This is a genomic window from Aminobacter sp. NyZ550 (genome assembly GCF_025628925.2).
Taxonomy (GTDB): domain Bacteria; phylum Pseudomonadota; class Alphaproteobacteria; order Rhizobiales; family Rhizobiaceae; genus Aminobacter; species Aminobacter ciceronei.
Window position 1 is genome coordinate 4,383,141 of record NZ_CP114190.1, and the last position, 15,203, is coordinate 4,398,343.

Sequence of the window (15,203 nt, forward strand, 5' to 3'; positions counted from 1 at the left end):
TCGAACGGCTCCGGAGGCTGCGACCGCCCTGCTCCACCCACGACCATAACCGCTTCGGTTCGATCCGGCATGGTGGCGCAGCGGTTGCAACGCCTGTGCCAGCGCGAGGATGGCCGCGCTTGGCTCAAGCCGATTGGAGAGATGGGCCTTGTCGGCTTGAGCCAAGCGGCACGTTCCGAACGGCGGCCCACATCGCGTATCGGCAAATCATGACGCCTGCCTGGAAAGCGAAAGGAAGGCTGCGGCCAGGGGACGAACACTCTGCCTGCATCCCGTGTGGTCGCTACGCGCCGCCCGCTATCCGCCTGCCCGCCATCCGCCTGCAGCTAGCTCCTTCGGTCACCTGTCAGGCATCCAGCATGTGGCGTAGCATCCGACCTGGTCACCCGAGGGATTGGGGGGCAAGATGGGCGTTGACGGGTTTCGACCGGCGGGCGTCGTTGCGGTTCCAGTTGCGGCCGCGAACGCCCTGGGCCGGTCACTGGCGATACTCGCAGGCATGATGCTGCCTCCGCCGGCACATGCCACCCATGTGGACACCGCGATCGTGTTCGCAGTCGATGTCTCGGCATCCATCGATCCGACCACGGCCGCCCTGCAGCGCGACGGCCATGCCGCAGCGATCTCCTCGCCCGAGGTTCTCGCGACCATTGCCCGCAGCCGTAGCGGCTGCATCGCCATCACCTATGTCGAATGGTCGAGCCAGGGACAAATGCGCCTGGTGGTGCCGTGGACAAGCGTCTGCGGCGGCGCGGACGCGCAAGCTGTCGCATCCGGCATCCGCAACGAGGGCGACAAGGGTTATGGATGTCATACCTATTGTGCGACATCCATTTCGTTCGCCATCGATCTGGGCGTTCTGCTGCTTGAGAGCTACCCTGGGCATGCCGCCCGCAAGATCATCGACATCTCGGCCAACGGCACCAACAATGATGGCGTGCCGGTTGAAGAAAGCCGGCTGCGGGCGATCGCCAATGGCTGCACGATCAACGCAATCGCTCTGCCGGAACTGATACGCGGCATTCCACGCGATCTCACCCGGTATTTCGCCGACAGTGTGATTGGCGGTCCAAACGCCTTCGTCATGCCGCTGTCCAGCCCGCGCGACTATGCGCTGGCGCTCAGGTGGAAGATGGTGAGAGAAATAAGCCAGTCGCCCAGCTCGCCCGGCAACACAATGCTAGCCCACCGCTAGTTGCCCGGAGCACGTCGAGGACCGGAGCACGTCCAGGACCGGAGCAGTTCGAGGAAAACTGCGCAGCGGTCGGCCCAGCCATTGCCCGGCCGATCCCTTGCTTCGCATCACGGTCCGTAGCTGGCGCCTGTCTCGGCCGACATGGCCGGCTGCGTCGAACGACCTTTTGGTGACGTCGAACCTGGCTCACGCCGCTCCGCAGAGGCGGGCCAGGCATTCCAGACGGCTTGGTCAGGCAGGCGGATCCTGCGTGGGCACGGCAGGTGTGTCTGGCTTGGCGTTTTCGCGCAGCGTCCTGGCCAGGGCCTTGCCTTTGTCGAACTCGGCGCGACGGCGCGCAATCTCCTCGGCGGAGATACGGTCGACATTCTGGTAGTCGAGCTTCCAGTCGGGGCTTGCACCCCACACCAGCGGCGATTGCACGGTCGTACGGGCAGCGGGCGCGCGCTCGAGCACGTCAAGGGCAAGCTGCAGCGTTGCGGCTTGAGAAGCCGGATCATTGGGCCGCCCCGCGGCATTGCCAAGCGGAAAATCCGAAAACACAAACCGCGGCACGCCGACGAACTCGACGATATCCTTGGCGCAGCCCATCACGACGGTGGCGATGCCGCTGGTTTCCAGCGCGCGGGCGGCAAGGCTGACGCTCTGGTGGCAAACGGGGCAATTGGCGACCAGGATGGCCGCGTCGACGGCATCGCTGCGGCAGCGCGTTACGATTTCCGCACAGTCGACTTCAAGTGTCGTGCGATGGCTGCGGTTGGTTGGAAGCCCGTGAAAACGCGGCGCCACTGGCCCGGTACGGCAGCGCTCCGCCGCGCGACGCATTTCCGGCAGCGGAAAGTAAGTGCCGGAATCCTCCGCCGTGGTGTGCTTCCGGTCAATGGCGACGTGCGAAATGCGCAGATCGTGGTCCTGGGAGCTATCGCCGGAATAGACGGTGTAGAACTTCGCCGCAGCGTTGTAGGCCGCGCCGGGTCCCTGATCTCCCTTGCCGGGCTGATAGGGCGCTGCCGTCGTGACGATGGTCACGCGACAGTGCTTCAGCGGCTTTTGCAGCGGCTGAAACGGCACGGTGGCGTAATGTGCCCACCTGTATGGCTCGCCATAGCCAAGCGCCAGATAATAATCGCGGATTCGTTGCATGTAAGGGATCGGCGCATCATCGGCAGACGCGAAACCGAACCTGTCGTCATGCGCGCTCGTCATCGCTGCAAGATCGCTCCGTCAAACGACTATGCCCTATTGATATCAGGAGCGGACGTTGGCGCTAATGAAATCTGCAAGCCGCAGCCCGTCGCGCCGGTCCGGTCGTTCGGGCGGGGCCGCCGAATGGCCTGGCCGGGTCGCGCCGAGGCTGCCATGGTGCCCCAAGCCGCGTTGCCGATTGTCCGGGATGGCAAGCAGCCGGTCGCACCCGCCCCCGGCTGGCGCGCCCCGCATCGCCGCACCATCTGCATCCCCCACATCGCGGCGTTGTCGGCGCGCTCGGCCGCGCCCCGCGGCCGGCCCACCGAGCCGCCGGCAGCGTCGCGATTTCAGCCACGAAACCCGGCACCTCAGGCCGGCCGGCGCACCGCCGGCGTGCCCCCGTCAAGGAACCATCCGCCCGAAAGCCGGTTGACCAACATGTCATGTCGACTTTTCAGGAGGTTCCAATGGACCGTCGATCATTCTTGACCGGCATGCTCGCCGTGGCCGGCGTCGCCGCCGCAACCAGCTTCGCCCAGCCGATCCAGGCCTTGCCGCTGCGCTCCACGCCGCGCGGCATCCTTGACGAGCTCGATGCCCAGCCCGAGCGCGAGGAAAACCGTGAGCAAGCGACACCCGTCAACCACCGCCGCTGGCACCGCCGGCCGCGCCGGCGCCGCGTCTGGCGCCGCTTCTGCCGCCGCCACTGGTACCGCGGCCGCCGCGTGACGCGCTGCTACAGGCGGCGTGTCTGGGTCTGGTATCGCCACTGGTAGCTGACGGCGTCGGGCCCGCCCCTGTCCAGGGGCGGGCCGCGCCTTGCAACCATGCCGAATGGAAAGATCGCGACCGGCGAGCCGAGCGCCGGTCGCTGAGGCCGGCGGCGCGCTGAGCGACGGCAACAGCCGGCGCGCGGCCGACCGGATCCGACGCGCCTTTCCGGACCGGACCGGCCGGCGGCTGCGCCGCCTGCGGAACGGTCATGTTCCAGCCAGGCGAATTCCAACATCCGACTTCCGGCCATCCGCAACCTCGTCCGCCGGCACCGGCGTTGTCGCCGGCAGGCCCTTGGCCTAAGATGAGCCCGTCATGGAACTCCTCAGCTCAGAGGATGCGATGATCAAGCAGGCACGCATGTGGATGATAGGGGCTTCGGCGGCCCTCTGGCTTGTTGCGCTGCCGGCCCAGGCGAACGAGCTGGGCGATCTTGTCAGGAGCGGCGACGTCGCGGCGGTGACCGCGGCCCTGGACCGGGGCGCTGCCGTCGACGAGATCGACGGCGTCACCGCACTCTACATCGCCTGCGAAACCGGAAATGCCGCGCTGGCCGAGCTGCTGATCACGCGTGGCGCCGACGTCAATCGGCCCGTCAGCTGGCAAAGAACGCCGCTCTACGCCGCCACCAAGGCCGGCTTTGCCGACATCGTCAAGCTGCTGCTCGGCCATGGCGCCGATCCCAACCAGCTGGCGAAAGCACAGACCCCGCTGCATGTCGCGGCCGAGGCCGGCTGCCTTGCCTGCGTGACGTACCTTGTGGAGGCCGGAGCCGACGTCAATGCACTGACCTCGAATGGCAGTCCGCCGATCCATCTCGCCAAGCTCGCCGGTCACGACGACGTCGTCGCCTATCTCAACAGCCACGGCGCCCAAGGACCGACAATCGAGCCGATTTCGCCACGCCTTGCCTCGGCGGACGCGCAAGCGGGCAAGGAGATTTTCGGCAAGAGCTGCGCGGCCTGTCATCTCGCGGCGCCGGGGCTCAAGGTTCCGAAACGCGCCAATCTCTGGGGCATCGTCGGGCGGCCGAAGGGGTCTCAGGGCGACGTCGCGTATTCGGCGAGCCTGAAGCAGGCCGGCGGCGTCTGGAGCTTGGAGGATCTCAACGCCTTCATCTCCAACCCCGCCCTCACCTTGCCCGGAACCGACATGTCGTTCCCCGGCCTGGCCGACGAATCCCAGCGCGCCGACCTCATCGCCTATCTCCGGACCCTGAGCGAGACACCGGTTCAGCTGCCCGACAAGTGATTGGCTCTGAAACTGCAACGGATGCGGATGCACTGGACTTGCCGAACGCGTGTCACCGGCATTGACGGGCGAAACGGCAGCGACATGCAAATCTGTGAGCCGGCAGCCGGCCAGCGGACCTCAGGTTCATGGCCAGCGGTCACGACTTCGGTTTGGGCTTCGCGGGCGCCGGCTTCTTGCGGATGCGCATGCCCCGCCCTTCCGGATTTTCGATCTCGAAGACATTGGTTCCGCGGACGAGATCGCTGAGCTTGCGGAAGCCAAAATTACGGGGATCGAAGTCGGAGGACAGGTTCGACAGTTGCTTGCCGACCGCCGACAGGGATGCCCAGCCATCTTCCGTCTCGACCTGGTCGAGAACGCGGCGGATGATCGGCGCGGCTGCACTCGGCGGCTGCAGCGGCTTGGATTTGCTTTCTGCCGCCTCCGCATTGGCCGGCGCATCGGGCAGCAGGTTCTCGGTGTAGGTAAAGCGTCGACAGGCCTGGCGGAAACTCTCCGGTGTCTTCTGCTCGCCGAAGCCGAAGACATCGACGCCCTGCTCGCGGATACGCGCCGCCAGCCGGGTAAAATCGCTGTCGGACGAGACCAGGCAGAAGCCGTCAAAACGGCCGCTGTGCAACAGGTCCATCGCATCGATGACCAGGGTGATGTCGGAGGCGTTCTTGCCGGTTGTGTAGGCGAACTGTTGCTGCGGGATGATGGCGTGCCGTGCCAGGACATCGATCCACGCTTTCGATCTCGGGCTGGCGAAATCGCCATAGATGCGCCGCACGCTGGCCTCGCCAATCTTTGCGATCTCATCGAAAAGACCATCGACGATCTTCGCCGACGCATTGTCGGCATCGATCAGCACAGCGAGGCGCGGGGAGCGATTGTCGTTGGCCATAACTGGAAGACCTTTCAGCCGGGTTGCCTGCCATCACGTGTGTTGAACAGGTGATCCAAAGTCGGTTCACAGTTCAAGGGGGCTCTGACTTGAAGTGCAAGCCATTGGTGAGCGACGGATCAACTCCAGAAGATGCCTGCTATCCCCGGCCGGAAACCGATCCGTCCGCACCCCCTGCTGGGCCCACCCCACTCTCGCCGTGGCACGCACCGCAGCCGCGACCTATGGCGTTCTCGTTGAATGCCAACAGGAACAATGCCCAATCGATCAAAGCGAAAGAAGAACAGATTAGGGTCTTGCGTATTGATCGCCACCGACGATGATGGGTTGAGAGAAAGTAGCCTTGGGGGGCCGGGGGAATTGGATACTGTCGTTGTTAAGTCGCGATACCTGAATCATATCGACTTGGGAAATCTGACCGCGCGCCATAGTGCCGACGGATCGCGCGTCCTACGTTTCTACGTCGACCTTCGTCACGATCTGCTCAAGCTCCACAAAGAGCTGAACGCTCCGGAACTCTTCCTGCTGCAGCACAAGGTGAACGCGCTCGTCGCACAATGGGACGAGAAGACAGACGAGTTCCAGAAGAGGCGGGCCATATTCGGCGGCAAGGCTAGTGCTGAGCAACTGACTTTGGACGCCACGGCAGCTATTGACAGGCTATCCGGAATTCTCAGTCACACGCTCGGCGTCAACGATCGGATCAACTGGGAGGCCATGAAGGACCGGTCCCCTTATTCGGGCCAAATGACTTACGACAAGCCCGAGCCTCATCGCCTGAAAACCAAAGAGCCTCAATACGTTGCACCGGAAATAGGCTTCTTTGACAAGCTTTTCGGCCGAGCACGCACAAAGCTGGAGACTGCAGCGACCGATCATCATCATGTTGTGGAGAACTGGCGGCAAGCTGAGTTGAAGGCTGATCAGGAGTTGGCCCGGCAGAGAGCCGCCTGGACCGCTGCAAAAGCGGCGTTCGAGGCGCAGGCTCAATCTGCGAAACAGGAATTCTTCGCGGCACAAGTCGCTGATAACGCGAAGATCGACAGGCTTGCTGCCGGTGTTGCAGCGGGAGACCCGTCATCTGTCATCGAGCATGCCAGCCTTGTTCTTGATGAGTCCGATTACGACGATCTCTTCGAAAAAGCCTTCGAGATCGAATACGATAGGAATGCTAAGACGCTACTCCTCGAATATCGCCTGCCTTCACCGGATGACATGCCGCGAGTCAAGGCCGTGCGATTCGTCGCTGCATCCGGCGAATTCAAAGAGACATACGTTTCGGACCGAGAACTCAAGGCCAACTACGACCACGTCGGCTATCAGATTTGCCTCAGAACACTTCATGAGTTGTTCGAAGCTGACGAACACACCAACCTGGAACGCATCCTGTTCAACGGCTACGCCAACTATATCGACCGCTCCAGCGGACGCGACGTCTCAGCGACGATCATGTCGGTGCTGGTCGATCGCAAGAGCTTCCTGGAGGTCGATCTGTCGCGTGTCGACCCGAAGGCCTGCTTCAAGAGCCTGAAAGGCGTTTCCGCGTCCACGCTTTCGGCATTGGCGCCTATCGCCCCTGTCATGAAATTGAACAAGGAAGACCGTCGGTTTATCGATGCGAGAGACCAAGCGGAGTTTCTGGATGACACGACCAATCTTGCTGCAATGGATTGGGAAGACTTCGAGCATTTGGTTCGAGAGGTCTTCGAAAAGGAGTTTGCGGCCCGCGGCGGCGAGGTCCGTATCACGCAGTCCAGCAATGACGGCGGCGTGGACGCAGTGGCTTTTGACCCGGACCCGATTACCGGCGGCAAGATCGTCATCCAGGCAAAGCGCTACACTCGCACCGTTGGCGTGGCGGCCGTACGCGATCTGTATGGTACGATGCAGCACGAACAGGCGTCTCGCGGGATCTTGGTGACCACGGCTGACTATGGTCCGGACGCCCATAAGTTTTCTTCGGGCAAGCCGATCACCTTGATGACCGGAGCGAACTTGCTCCACCTGCTCGGCCGCCACGGGATCAACGCCAAGATTGACCTTAGAGAGGCGAGGAAGACAATGAATTTGCGAGACTTCGGCTAGGAAAATGACACCCGACTGCCTCGACGAGTGCCTGTCAAGCGTGCCCGCCGAAGCGCAGGCCATGGGCCGCACCACGGTTCACGTCGAGTATATCTGGCAAATTACGACACCTGCCTGCTGCACGAAACGGCGCAAGCGAAGTAATGAGAACAGGCGTTTTGCTTGCCAGTGTGATTGAATAGGTATCGGCTGGCTTGAAGTGTGGGTTCGCCAGTCTCGTCGCATGGGATGCCGTCTGCCCAGACGGCAATCAGTGCAACGATGACCGGTTCGTTATGTGGCATGAATTGGTCATTGCCACAGTGTGTCTCACCATAGCCCTTGCCGCGATTTTTCGGCTCAGGCGTTGATTTTGAGATAGTCCTGGGGAGGCTTAGGCATGAGACTTCAGGGGGTTGCTGTAGCAACCGCATTTATTGTGCTGACGGGATGCAATAGCACCGCGGATCAGTGGAAGTCCGCAGCGGCTTCAGGGGGCGGCCGCATCGAACAAGCGCAAGAAATCTGCAAGGGCAGAGCGGCTGGTAATTTCGGCCAAGTCCGCGGGGGGCTCCTCGTTCGCGCAATCACTTCCGATTCCGTGTTCCGAGGTTGCATGGCGGAGCAAGGGTTTGTGCAAAAGCCGTGACGCACGACCGCCTTGACGAAAGCCTATCCATCATCCGGTGGATGCCTAACACGCTGGCGCGGTGCTTCGGCTGTGACGTGTTGCTGGTCGACGCCTGGCTGTCGGGCGAGATCGAGATACCCGCTAAGGCCGGGGCGTGGGTCGAGGTCTTGGCGCAGGCGCACCAAGCGGCGGAGACGGTTAAGCCGAAGGGGCACATAGGGAAGAAGTTTGACGCGTAGACCGCGGGGGCGAGGGAATGGGGAAACTTGTCGACGGTGACGACGGCCTACCGGCAGAAGAGATCGGCGAGTGGTCCTCGGAAAAACACGACCTCCTTTGCGCTTACATCAAGATATCATCTGCAACCCGCAAGAAGTACCTGCCGCCACGTGGCAACGGCGGCGCTTGCTACATCGATCTGTTCTGCGGACCAGGACGCGCACATATCAAGCAGACGCGTGAGTTCGCCCCGGCTGGGTGCGTGGCTGCATGGCAAGCGAGTGTAGAATCCGGCGCGCCGTTTTCGAGGGTGATCATTGGGGACATGGACGAGGAACGTCTATCCGCCGCAGCGACGAGGCTAGAAAGGCTTGGCGCACCCGTCACCGCGTTGCTTGGTATAGCCAAGGAAACAGCCTTCCCCGCTATCCAGAAGGCAGGGGGATCGGGCCTTCATTTCGCGTTCCTTGACCCTTACAATCTTGGATCGCTCGACTTCCACGTGATCGAAACACTAGCCCGGTTGAACCGCATAGACATACTGGTGCACGTCAGCCAGATGGACCTTCAACGGAATTTTGACCGCCATTCTGTTGCTGAAGGGTCGCCGCTAGACACGTTCTGTCCAGGCTGGCGTCTGGCTGTGGATACAGTTTCCTCGCAGCGGACGGCACGTCAAGCATACTTCGAGCATTGGAGAACACGGGTCGCAGCTACCGGCGTGCTCACGAATGCTGAGATGCGACTTATTACAGGCCCAGGAAACCAGCCACTCTATCTGCTCCTACTGGCAGCGAAGCACGAACTCGCTCACAAGTTCTGGCAAATTGTTGCAAAGAAGGATGATGGACAAGGCCGCCTCATCTAAGTGGCACTTGCCGCCGGCATCTCGTCGTATGTGCGGCCATGCAGCATTCGCCCGGCAGCCTTCTTGTTCCGGCCGCCCCACTGCTTGAAGAAGAACGCTGTGCCGTTTCGGCGACACATGCTCTCGATCTCGTCGACCCAAGTCGGCTCCATATGCCGAGCTTTCGGGCCACTCTCTCCGCCGACAATCGCCCAATGAATGTCTTTCAGGTTGGCGCCGGCGACAGAACCAATCAGGGGCTCGAACGAAATGAAGCGCACGGTAGCCGGGACATTGCGCAGTTCATCTATCCGATACAGCACGCGACGATCCTCGACGCTTGTTCCGAGCCAGACGTTGGGAAGCTTCGGAAGACCAGGCACGATCTCAAGCATCCGGTCGGGACGCTTCGTCAGGATTTGATAGGTATGACGCGACGTTTCCGCCATCACCTGCCACACCTCGGCGATGAACTCTGGCAGCACGTCTGAATGAAACAGGTCGGACATCGAATTCACGAAGACCTGGCGTGGCTTCGACCACGAAGTTGGGATCGATAGAGCCTTTCGATCAAGGTAAATCTTGCCGGTCCACTTCGCCCGCCCACCGGTCTTGCGCGTCAGGCCAGCATATTTTTCTACACCCATCGCCTCCAGGCGCGCCGCCATTCGCATCGCGTAGCAGTTGGTGCAACCCGCGGTCAGGATCGTGCAGCCCGCGACCGGGTTCCAGGTGGCATCAGTCCATTCAATCGAGGTCTCAGCCATAGGATGATTCTCCTAAATCGCGATCATGGTTAATCTGAGGTCATGAAGGTTCCGTAAAGGTTCTGTTGGTCGCGCTAAGGCACATCCGAGCCAACTCCCCCTCACCCCACCCGCCGCCGCGCCGTCTGGATCCCCCACATCGCTGCCAGATCATCCAGGTCAGCGCGCAAATTGTCCGCCATGGTCAGGCGTTCGCGTTTGTGGGGGGTGATTTCGGCCAGCGCTCTGCCTTCGGCGCAGACCAGTTGCAGCACCTGGTAGCCGCGGTGGCCGATGAGCTGGCGGCAGCGGGTGAGCTCGTTGGCGGCGACGATGCGGGCGGCGAGCGGGTCGCCGCGGCCGCCGTCGACGCGGTCGAGCGTATGGTCGAGGCTGCGCACCGTGCCGCCGGCCTTTTCCCAACAAGCGCGGAAGCGGTCGGCCGCCTGCTTTTGCGCGCGCGCCAGGAAACCGCGGGCAAACAAGGTCTCGACGGCACTTTCCCGGATGTTTTTCTGGGCTGCAATGATGCGCGGAAACGCCTTTTCGCCGTCACGCGCCGGCCGCCAGTCGGGGTTTTCGACCTCGACGGTGACCAGCGGGCTCGGCGGCTTCGGCTGTTTTTTCGCCCTGCCCGAAATGCTTTTGGCCGTCTTGCCCATGCCTGCCTCGCCTGCCTTGCTCATATTGGCCTTGCTCATAGTGGTCTTGCCCGCTTGGCTCGTGGCCGCCTTGCTCGTGCCGACCGTGCCCATGCCGGCCGCGCCCGCCCTGCTCATGTTGTTCGGCCTGGCCCTGCTCATAGCGGTCTCGCCCGGGCGCGTTCGACGGCGACGGGCTTCTTGCAGGGCCTGAACAGCCGCTCGGCCTCGGCCCTTGCAGCGCAAACCTTGTCGCCGAAGCCGCGGATGGTGCCGTTGAGGTGTTTTTCCTGGGCCTGGTAGGCGGCGATCAGCGCCTTGTCGCGCGAGGCGAAGCCCGCCGGCGTTTCGCCTGACATGACCGGCCAGTAGTCGGCCTTGTGGCTGTAGCGGACCAGCGCGCGCCAGGCGCCGTCGATCCATTCGGCCTTGGCATGGAAATGGTTCATCGCCGGCCTCCTGCCATATTGTCTCGGGGGATGTCGTCTCGGGGCATCTTGTCTCCTGGGGTCTTCTCTCCGCAGACCTTGTCGCCGAGGATCGACAGGCGCGGCAGGGTGATGTTGTTGCTGGCCGCCGGCCGCAGTGCTGCCTTGGCGGCGGCGGAACGGGCAAAGACCGGGTCGCCGAGCACACGTGCGGTGAGGTCGCGGTCGTCGTTTGGCAGCTCGGCCAGGCGCGCGGCAAATTCGGCCCGCGTCACCCTGTCGTCCTGGCGGCGGAAGCCGGGAGCCACCGGTTGACAGCGCGCAAGCTTGGCGTCGGCGCGCTTGCGCCGATAGTCCGGGTCGAGCCGGCAATGCACAGTGTCGGGCGACAGGCCGAAGACCACGGCGATCTGGTTGAACTTCATGCCGGATCCACGCATCCGGCCGGCGAGATCGAGGTCCCAGGTCATGGGTCGGGATGTCATGGGTCGGGATGCCATGGGCTCGGCTTGCTGCTGTTTCATTGTGCCCTCTTCAGCTGCGTCAGGATTGTTTCCGACACCGGCACGCGCCAGCTCCGGGCCAGCGCCACCAGCTCATCGAGGCCGTGGCGGCTGGCCTCGGCCAAAAGGTCGGCGCGGCCGTTGCGGATGGCGGCCTGCAGCAAGGGCAGCTTGAGGCACATCCGCGCCCGTTCGTCCGGCCTCGGCTCCCGCCGCAGCAGCCGGGATGGCGCCGGCAGGGCTTTTTTGCCGCGATGGGGCAAGACGCCGGCGATGCGGCGCGCCTCGTGGACGAATTCGGCGACCGAGGGCGCAAATGTCCTGTTCTGGCCGTCGACGGCGCCTGACGTGAACCGTTGTGCCGCCTCGATCACCGCCTGCGGCGTGACATCGGCCAGCACCGCCTCATAGGTCTGCATCGTCAGGTCGGCATTGCCCGCCGTCTGGGGGAAAGAATTCAACATTGCGGTGAGTGCCAAATAGGCTCTCTGGTCCATGGGAAGCTCCTAGTCGGTCCATTGCCACGTCGACGAAGGTGCGTTTGCGCTGGGGTGGCGGGCGCGGGCGGCGCTCGGCGGCATTGCGGCACCAGTTGCGCCAGGTCGCCGGCCAGTCGAGCTTGACGCCCCTCTGCCCGGCCTGCGAAATCCAGTAGTCGCGGAATTTCTCCGCCTCGCGTGTCGCCTCCCCTCGGGAAAGCCCTGCCTTGGCCGCGTCGTCGAAATCAGGAATGAAGCCCTGTGGCAGCCGGCTGCCGCGCCTTTTGCAGGAAGCTTCCGTTTCTCTGGGTCTGGTCTCTGGCTTCTGGCTGGCAGTGCCAACGCTGTGCGGCGGCACAGCATCGGCATCGGCGGCCCCTTGATCTTGCTCGGTTTTGCGCCAGCGCGCCCGGGCCGCCTGTTTGCCGGCCAGCGACTTTTCCGCGCGGATGGCGCATTCCCTGGCGACACGCCCGTTCCACAGCCCGCCGTCGATGCGGTGGATCTTGCCGTCACTGACCAGGCTTTCGAGTGCTGCCTTGAAGGCAGCGCTCGAGGCGCCGCACAATCTGGCGAGGCGGAGATGGTCTTCCGGCACGGGCGCGCCGCGCTCATACATCGAGGCCACCAGCGTGATGTAGATGCCGGTTTCGGCGGCACCCATGCCGCGTGTGCCGGCCAGCCAGTCCGAGGCAAAAAAGCGAACCCAGGGCATGTCGCTCATGCGGCCACCTCCGGCTGGATCAGCACGACGCAGCGCGGGCCGTCTTCAGCCCGCTTGCCATCTGCAACCCACGCAACCGTCAGCCGGCGAACCAGGCCGTCGATCAGGCCATGCGCCGTGAGCGTGTCGAGAATGCACCGGCCAAAATCGGCGGCGTCGCCGCAGCCGGCCTCAGCGCGGGCGCCTGATGCCGCGAGGCGGACATGGACCGCGACCGGCCCCTTGAGCCGGCGCGGCCGCTGGCTTGACAGGGCGGCCTCGAGGTCAGCGCGCCGGTCGCACGCCGAAGGCACGCGGCCCCTGGCCCTGGCGATGTCCAGCTCGAGCCGGATCATCTGAACGTCCCCGCCTGTCGTGCGGCGCCGGCCGGCGTGTCGAGCTCGAAGCCGCCCGCGGGGCGGACTGCGTGCCGAGGGCGGCACAGGCGGCGCGACGGCGCTGCCCGGTCGGCCGATTTCAGCGCCGCGTGGCGCCGGTCTTTGCTGGATGTGAACATGAGCGAATGATTTCCATAACGGAAATCATTCGTCAAGCAATTATTTCCATTTTGGAAATTTTGCGCTTTCCGTTCTGGAAAGCTACATTCTGGCCATGAAAGAGTTAGCCATGACAGATTTCGAGGCGCCGCGGCTCTATATCGAAGAATGGATGGCGACCATTCCTGGCCTGGACAGGAAGCGGCTGGCCGAGCGCATGAAGGTCGCCGGCGGCACCATCAGCAAGAAGCTCGCCAGGCCTGAAAACATCGACGGCGTCTGGCTGGCGCAGTTTGCGGCAGCGCTCGAGCTTGCGAGCCCGATCGAGCTTTACCGCGATCCGACGGCTGCTGCTGCCGTCATTTCGCCGGAGAGCAAGCTGCGCGCCGCCCTTCTGGCCTTCGGTGTCGACAAGGACGACCTCGGCAAGGCGGTTGCCGTGGTCAAGGGTTTCCTCGATGACGACGGCGAACGATCAGAACCAGCCCTTCCTGGTGATCGATCTGCACCCGCCAGTCGCCGCCGTGCAAAAGAGCCATCGCGGTAGAGATTTCCGCCGCCTTGCGTTTCACCACCATCATCGGATCAAGCGGCGCTGCGGCGTGCGCGGCATCACGCAGCCCGGCGACGATCTCGTCATTGCGGGATCGGTAGCGCGCCTTGATCTGATGTCTGATCGCCATCCCGGCTCCCTTTTTCTGCGACATATAGGAACATTTTCCTTGAAGCAGTGTCAAGAACATCAGAGGAAAATATTCCTCCATCCCCTGATTGTGACTTCAGGCGAAAGGTGATTGGATCGGGCTGGTCGATTTGGGGGGCTGAGCTGTCAATGTCCTGGTGGAAGACCGTCACCGTTGCTGTTGCTGCTTTGGGATCCTTGCTTCTGGTCGAGGTCCTGTCGGGCGGTTTCGACGCTGTATCAGGCGAATATTTCCTGAAACAACCGGCTGGCCGCCCCTCCGCCGAAGATGTGTTCTCCGACCTTCGAAGCCAGGGCTACCGCATGTACGACACGATCAAGCAGGAGCTGCCGGAGGCGTATGTCGCGCTGAAAAGCGAGATGGAGGCGATCGCAGCGAGGAGCGCGACAGCCGCCGAGGCCAGAGACGAGACCCTGCAGGCGGTCGTGGCCGTTCGCCGCAAGCACGCGCAATCGATCTATCAGGCGCCTGATGACAGCCTCTATCCTGCCATCAAGTCGCAGCTTGACCTGCTCGAACTTGTCGATGCCAGGGAGACCCCGGCGACCTGCGCCAGCTTCGTCGTCAGTGGCGGCGCAGCCCTGGGCAGACCGGACCAGCATTATCTCCTGGCTTTCGATGCCATTGCCGCCGATGTGTTCCAGGCGATCGGTGCGGCGCGAGAAAACCCGCAGCCGGCCGAAGCGTCCACGGACGCCGATTGGCAAGAGCTTTACAAGACCATGACCGCCCAAGGCGCAACGACGGATGATATCAGGTCGCTCACCGCCCTCGACCCCCGGGACGAAAATTTGTGCAAGGTGATGAAACTGTTCCTACGCGGTATACTGGCGGTTGAAGCGCCGGGCGGGCGGCGGCTGCGCGCCGAGATTGCCTATGGCATTGCCGTCAGCTAGGCGCCCCTGCCCTGGCCTTGCCATTAGCCGATTCGCGGCATCCGCCGCTGATGATCTCCACATCGCTTTCCGTTTTGGAAATCAACGATTGACAAGACTATTTCTATAATGGAAACTTCCTCCATCGTCTTTGGGATGGAGCAAGCGATGAATGCCAGCAAAGCCTTTGCCGAACAATGCGGTTATGCCGGCCAGAGGCCTGCCATGCTCGCCGCCTTCGAAACCATCCGCCGGTCCGGCATCGCCGAGGCGCGCGCCGCACATTTCGCCCGCAAGAAGCTCACCGACGCTCTCGCCAGGGATCCCGCGCTGTGTCAGGTCATGATCCATCCGGCCGAGACGGTCGACGAGGCGCTCGAAGACATCAAAGCCTTCATCCTCCGCATCCGCGCCATGCCGACATGGCGCCGGCACAACCACGCCGCCGCAATCGCCAAGGCCAAGGCCAGGCGCCTGCACCTGCGCTTCTTCCGCCGCTTCGCCGACCGGATCCTGGCGCGCCAGGCGGCCTGATGCATTTCGGCTTGATCCCCGACGCATGCGACGGC

Annotated in this window: 18 protein-coding genes; 9 read left to right on the forward strand and 9 right to left on the reverse strand. The window is 63.1% G+C overall.

The genetic code is table 11. From position 1 onward, the window contains the following. The first annotated feature begins 499 nt into the window (after positions 1-499). On the forward strand, positions 500-1,195 hold the full coding sequence (locus N7E70_RS21720; protein WP_263007598.1) for a DUF1194 domain-containing protein: 696 nt from the start codon (positions 500-502) through the stop codon (positions 1,193-1,195). A 231-nt stretch (positions 1,196-1,426) separates the two neighbouring features. On the opposite strand, the gene N7E70_RS21725 is transcribed toward N7E70_RS21720, so the two are convergent. Continuing rightward, positions 1,427-2,401: a glycine reductase gene (locus N7E70_RS21725; protein ID WP_263007599.1), complete on the reverse strand. Its 975-nt coding sequence runs from the start codon at positions 2,399-2,401 to the stop codon at positions 1,427-1,429. Positions 2,402-2,850: 449 nt separating this feature from the next. Here N7E70_RS21725 and N7E70_RS21730 point away from each other — a divergent pair, with 449 nt between their 5' ends. Then, entirely contained in the window at positions 2,851-3,159 is a 309-nt protein-coding gene (locus N7E70_RS21730; protein WP_263007600.1) for a twin-arginine translocation signal domain-containing protein, read from the forward strand. Between the two features lie 313 nt (positions 3,160-3,472). Beyond that, the gene (locus tag N7E70_RS21735; protein WP_263007601.1) at positions 3,473-4,408 is read left to right on the forward strand and encodes an ankyrin repeat domain-containing protein; all 936 of its coding nucleotides are present in this window, start codon (positions 3,473-3,475) and stop codon (positions 4,406-4,408) included. Positions 4,409-4,547: 139 nt separating this feature from the next. Here N7E70_RS21735 and N7E70_RS21740 read toward each other — a convergent pair whose 3' ends face one another. Continuing rightward, positions 4,548-5,297 carry an NYN domain-containing protein gene (locus N7E70_RS21740; RefSeq protein WP_263007602.1) on the reverse strand — a complete coding sequence of 250 codons (750 nt, stop codon included), beginning with the start codon at positions 5,295-5,297 and terminating at the stop codon, positions 4,548-4,550. A gap of 303 nt (positions 5,298-5,600) precedes the next feature. On the opposite strand from N7E70_RS21740, the gene N7E70_RS21745 reads away from it, so the two are divergent. The 3 genes from N7E70_RS21745 (at position 5,601) to tcmP (ending at position 9,079) form a co-directional block, all read left to right on the forward strand. Then, positions 5,601-7,382, forward strand: a complete 1,782-nt coding sequence (locus N7E70_RS21745; RefSeq protein ID WP_263007603.1) for a restriction endonuclease — start codon at positions 5,601-5,603, stop codon at positions 7,380-7,382. 624 nt (positions 7,383-8,006) lie between these two features. Further along, entirely contained in the window at positions 8,007-8,231 is a 225-nt protein-coding gene (locus N7E70_RS21750) for a hypothetical protein (protein WP_263007604.1), read from the forward strand. A 17-nt stretch (positions 8,232-8,248) separates the two neighbouring features. Continuing rightward, positions 8,249-9,079, forward strand: a complete 831-nt coding sequence (gene tcmP, locus N7E70_RS21755) for a three-Cys-motif partner protein TcmP (protein WP_263007605.1) — start codon at positions 8,249-8,251, stop codon at positions 9,077-9,079. On the opposite strand, the gene N7E70_RS21760 is transcribed toward tcmP, so the two are convergent. From N7E70_RS21760 to N7E70_RS21790, 7 genes are all read right to left on the reverse strand, one after another. After that, complete coding sequence (locus tag N7E70_RS21760) at positions 9,076-9,825, reverse strand: DUF5131 family protein (protein WP_263007606.1); 750 nt, start codon at positions 9,823-9,825, stop codon at positions 9,076-9,078. The genes tcmP and N7E70_RS21760 overlap by 4 nt on opposite strands. A 101-nt stretch (positions 9,826-9,926) precedes the next feature. Next, positions 9,927-10,559 (reverse strand): hypothetical protein, encoded by a 633-nt coding sequence (locus tag N7E70_RS21765; RefSeq protein WP_263007607.1) that lies wholly within the window; start codon positions 10,557-10,559, stop codon positions 9,927-9,929. Positions 10,560-10,603: 44 nt separating this feature from the next. Continuing rightward, on the reverse strand, positions 10,604-10,894 hold the full coding sequence (locus N7E70_RS21770) for a hypothetical protein (RefSeq protein ID WP_263007608.1): 291 nt from the start codon (positions 10,892-10,894) through the stop codon (positions 10,604-10,606). Continuing rightward, positions 10,891-11,358 carry a hypothetical protein gene (locus N7E70_RS21775; protein ID WP_263007609.1) on the reverse strand — a complete coding sequence of 156 codons (468 nt, stop codon included), beginning with the start codon at positions 11,356-11,358 and terminating at the stop codon, positions 10,891-10,893. The genes N7E70_RS21770 and N7E70_RS21775 overlap by 4 nt, the downstream gene beginning before the upstream one ends. A 35-nt stretch (positions 11,359-11,393) precedes the next feature. Then, a complete protein-coding gene (locus tag N7E70_RS21780) occupies positions 11,394-11,840 on the reverse strand; it encodes a hypothetical protein (RefSeq protein WP_263007610.1) in 447 nt (148 codons plus the stop codon). After that, entirely contained in the window at positions 11,782-12,579 is a 798-nt protein-coding gene (locus N7E70_RS21785; protein WP_263007611.1) for a YdaU family protein, read from the reverse strand. The genes N7E70_RS21780 and N7E70_RS21785 overlap by 59 nt, the downstream gene beginning before the upstream one ends. After that, complete coding sequence (locus N7E70_RS21790) at positions 12,576-12,914, reverse strand: hypothetical protein (RefSeq protein ID WP_263007612.1); 339 nt, start codon at positions 12,912-12,914, stop codon at positions 12,576-12,578. Before N7E70_RS21790 ends, N7E70_RS21785 begins: the two co-directional genes overlap by 4 nt. 271 nt (positions 12,915-13,185) lie before the next feature. On the opposite strand from N7E70_RS21790, the gene N7E70_RS21795 reads away from it, so the two are divergent. From N7E70_RS21795 to N7E70_RS21805, 3 genes are all read left to right on the forward strand, one after another. Continuing rightward, entirely contained in the window at positions 13,186-13,602 is a 417-nt protein-coding gene (locus N7E70_RS21795) for a hypothetical protein (RefSeq protein ID WP_263007613.1), read from the forward strand. A 243-nt stretch (positions 13,603-13,845) separates the two neighbouring features. Then, positions 13,846-14,655, forward strand: coding sequence for a hypothetical protein (locus N7E70_RS21800; RefSeq protein ID WP_263007614.1), 810 nt, complete (start codon positions 13,846-13,848; stop codon positions 14,653-14,655). A 147-nt stretch (positions 14,656-14,802) separates the two neighbouring features. Beyond that, positions 14,803-15,168, forward strand: coding sequence for a hypothetical protein (locus tag N7E70_RS21805; protein WP_263007615.1), 366 nt, complete (start codon positions 14,803-14,805; stop codon positions 15,166-15,168). Positions 15,169-15,203 lie beyond the last annotated feature (35 nt).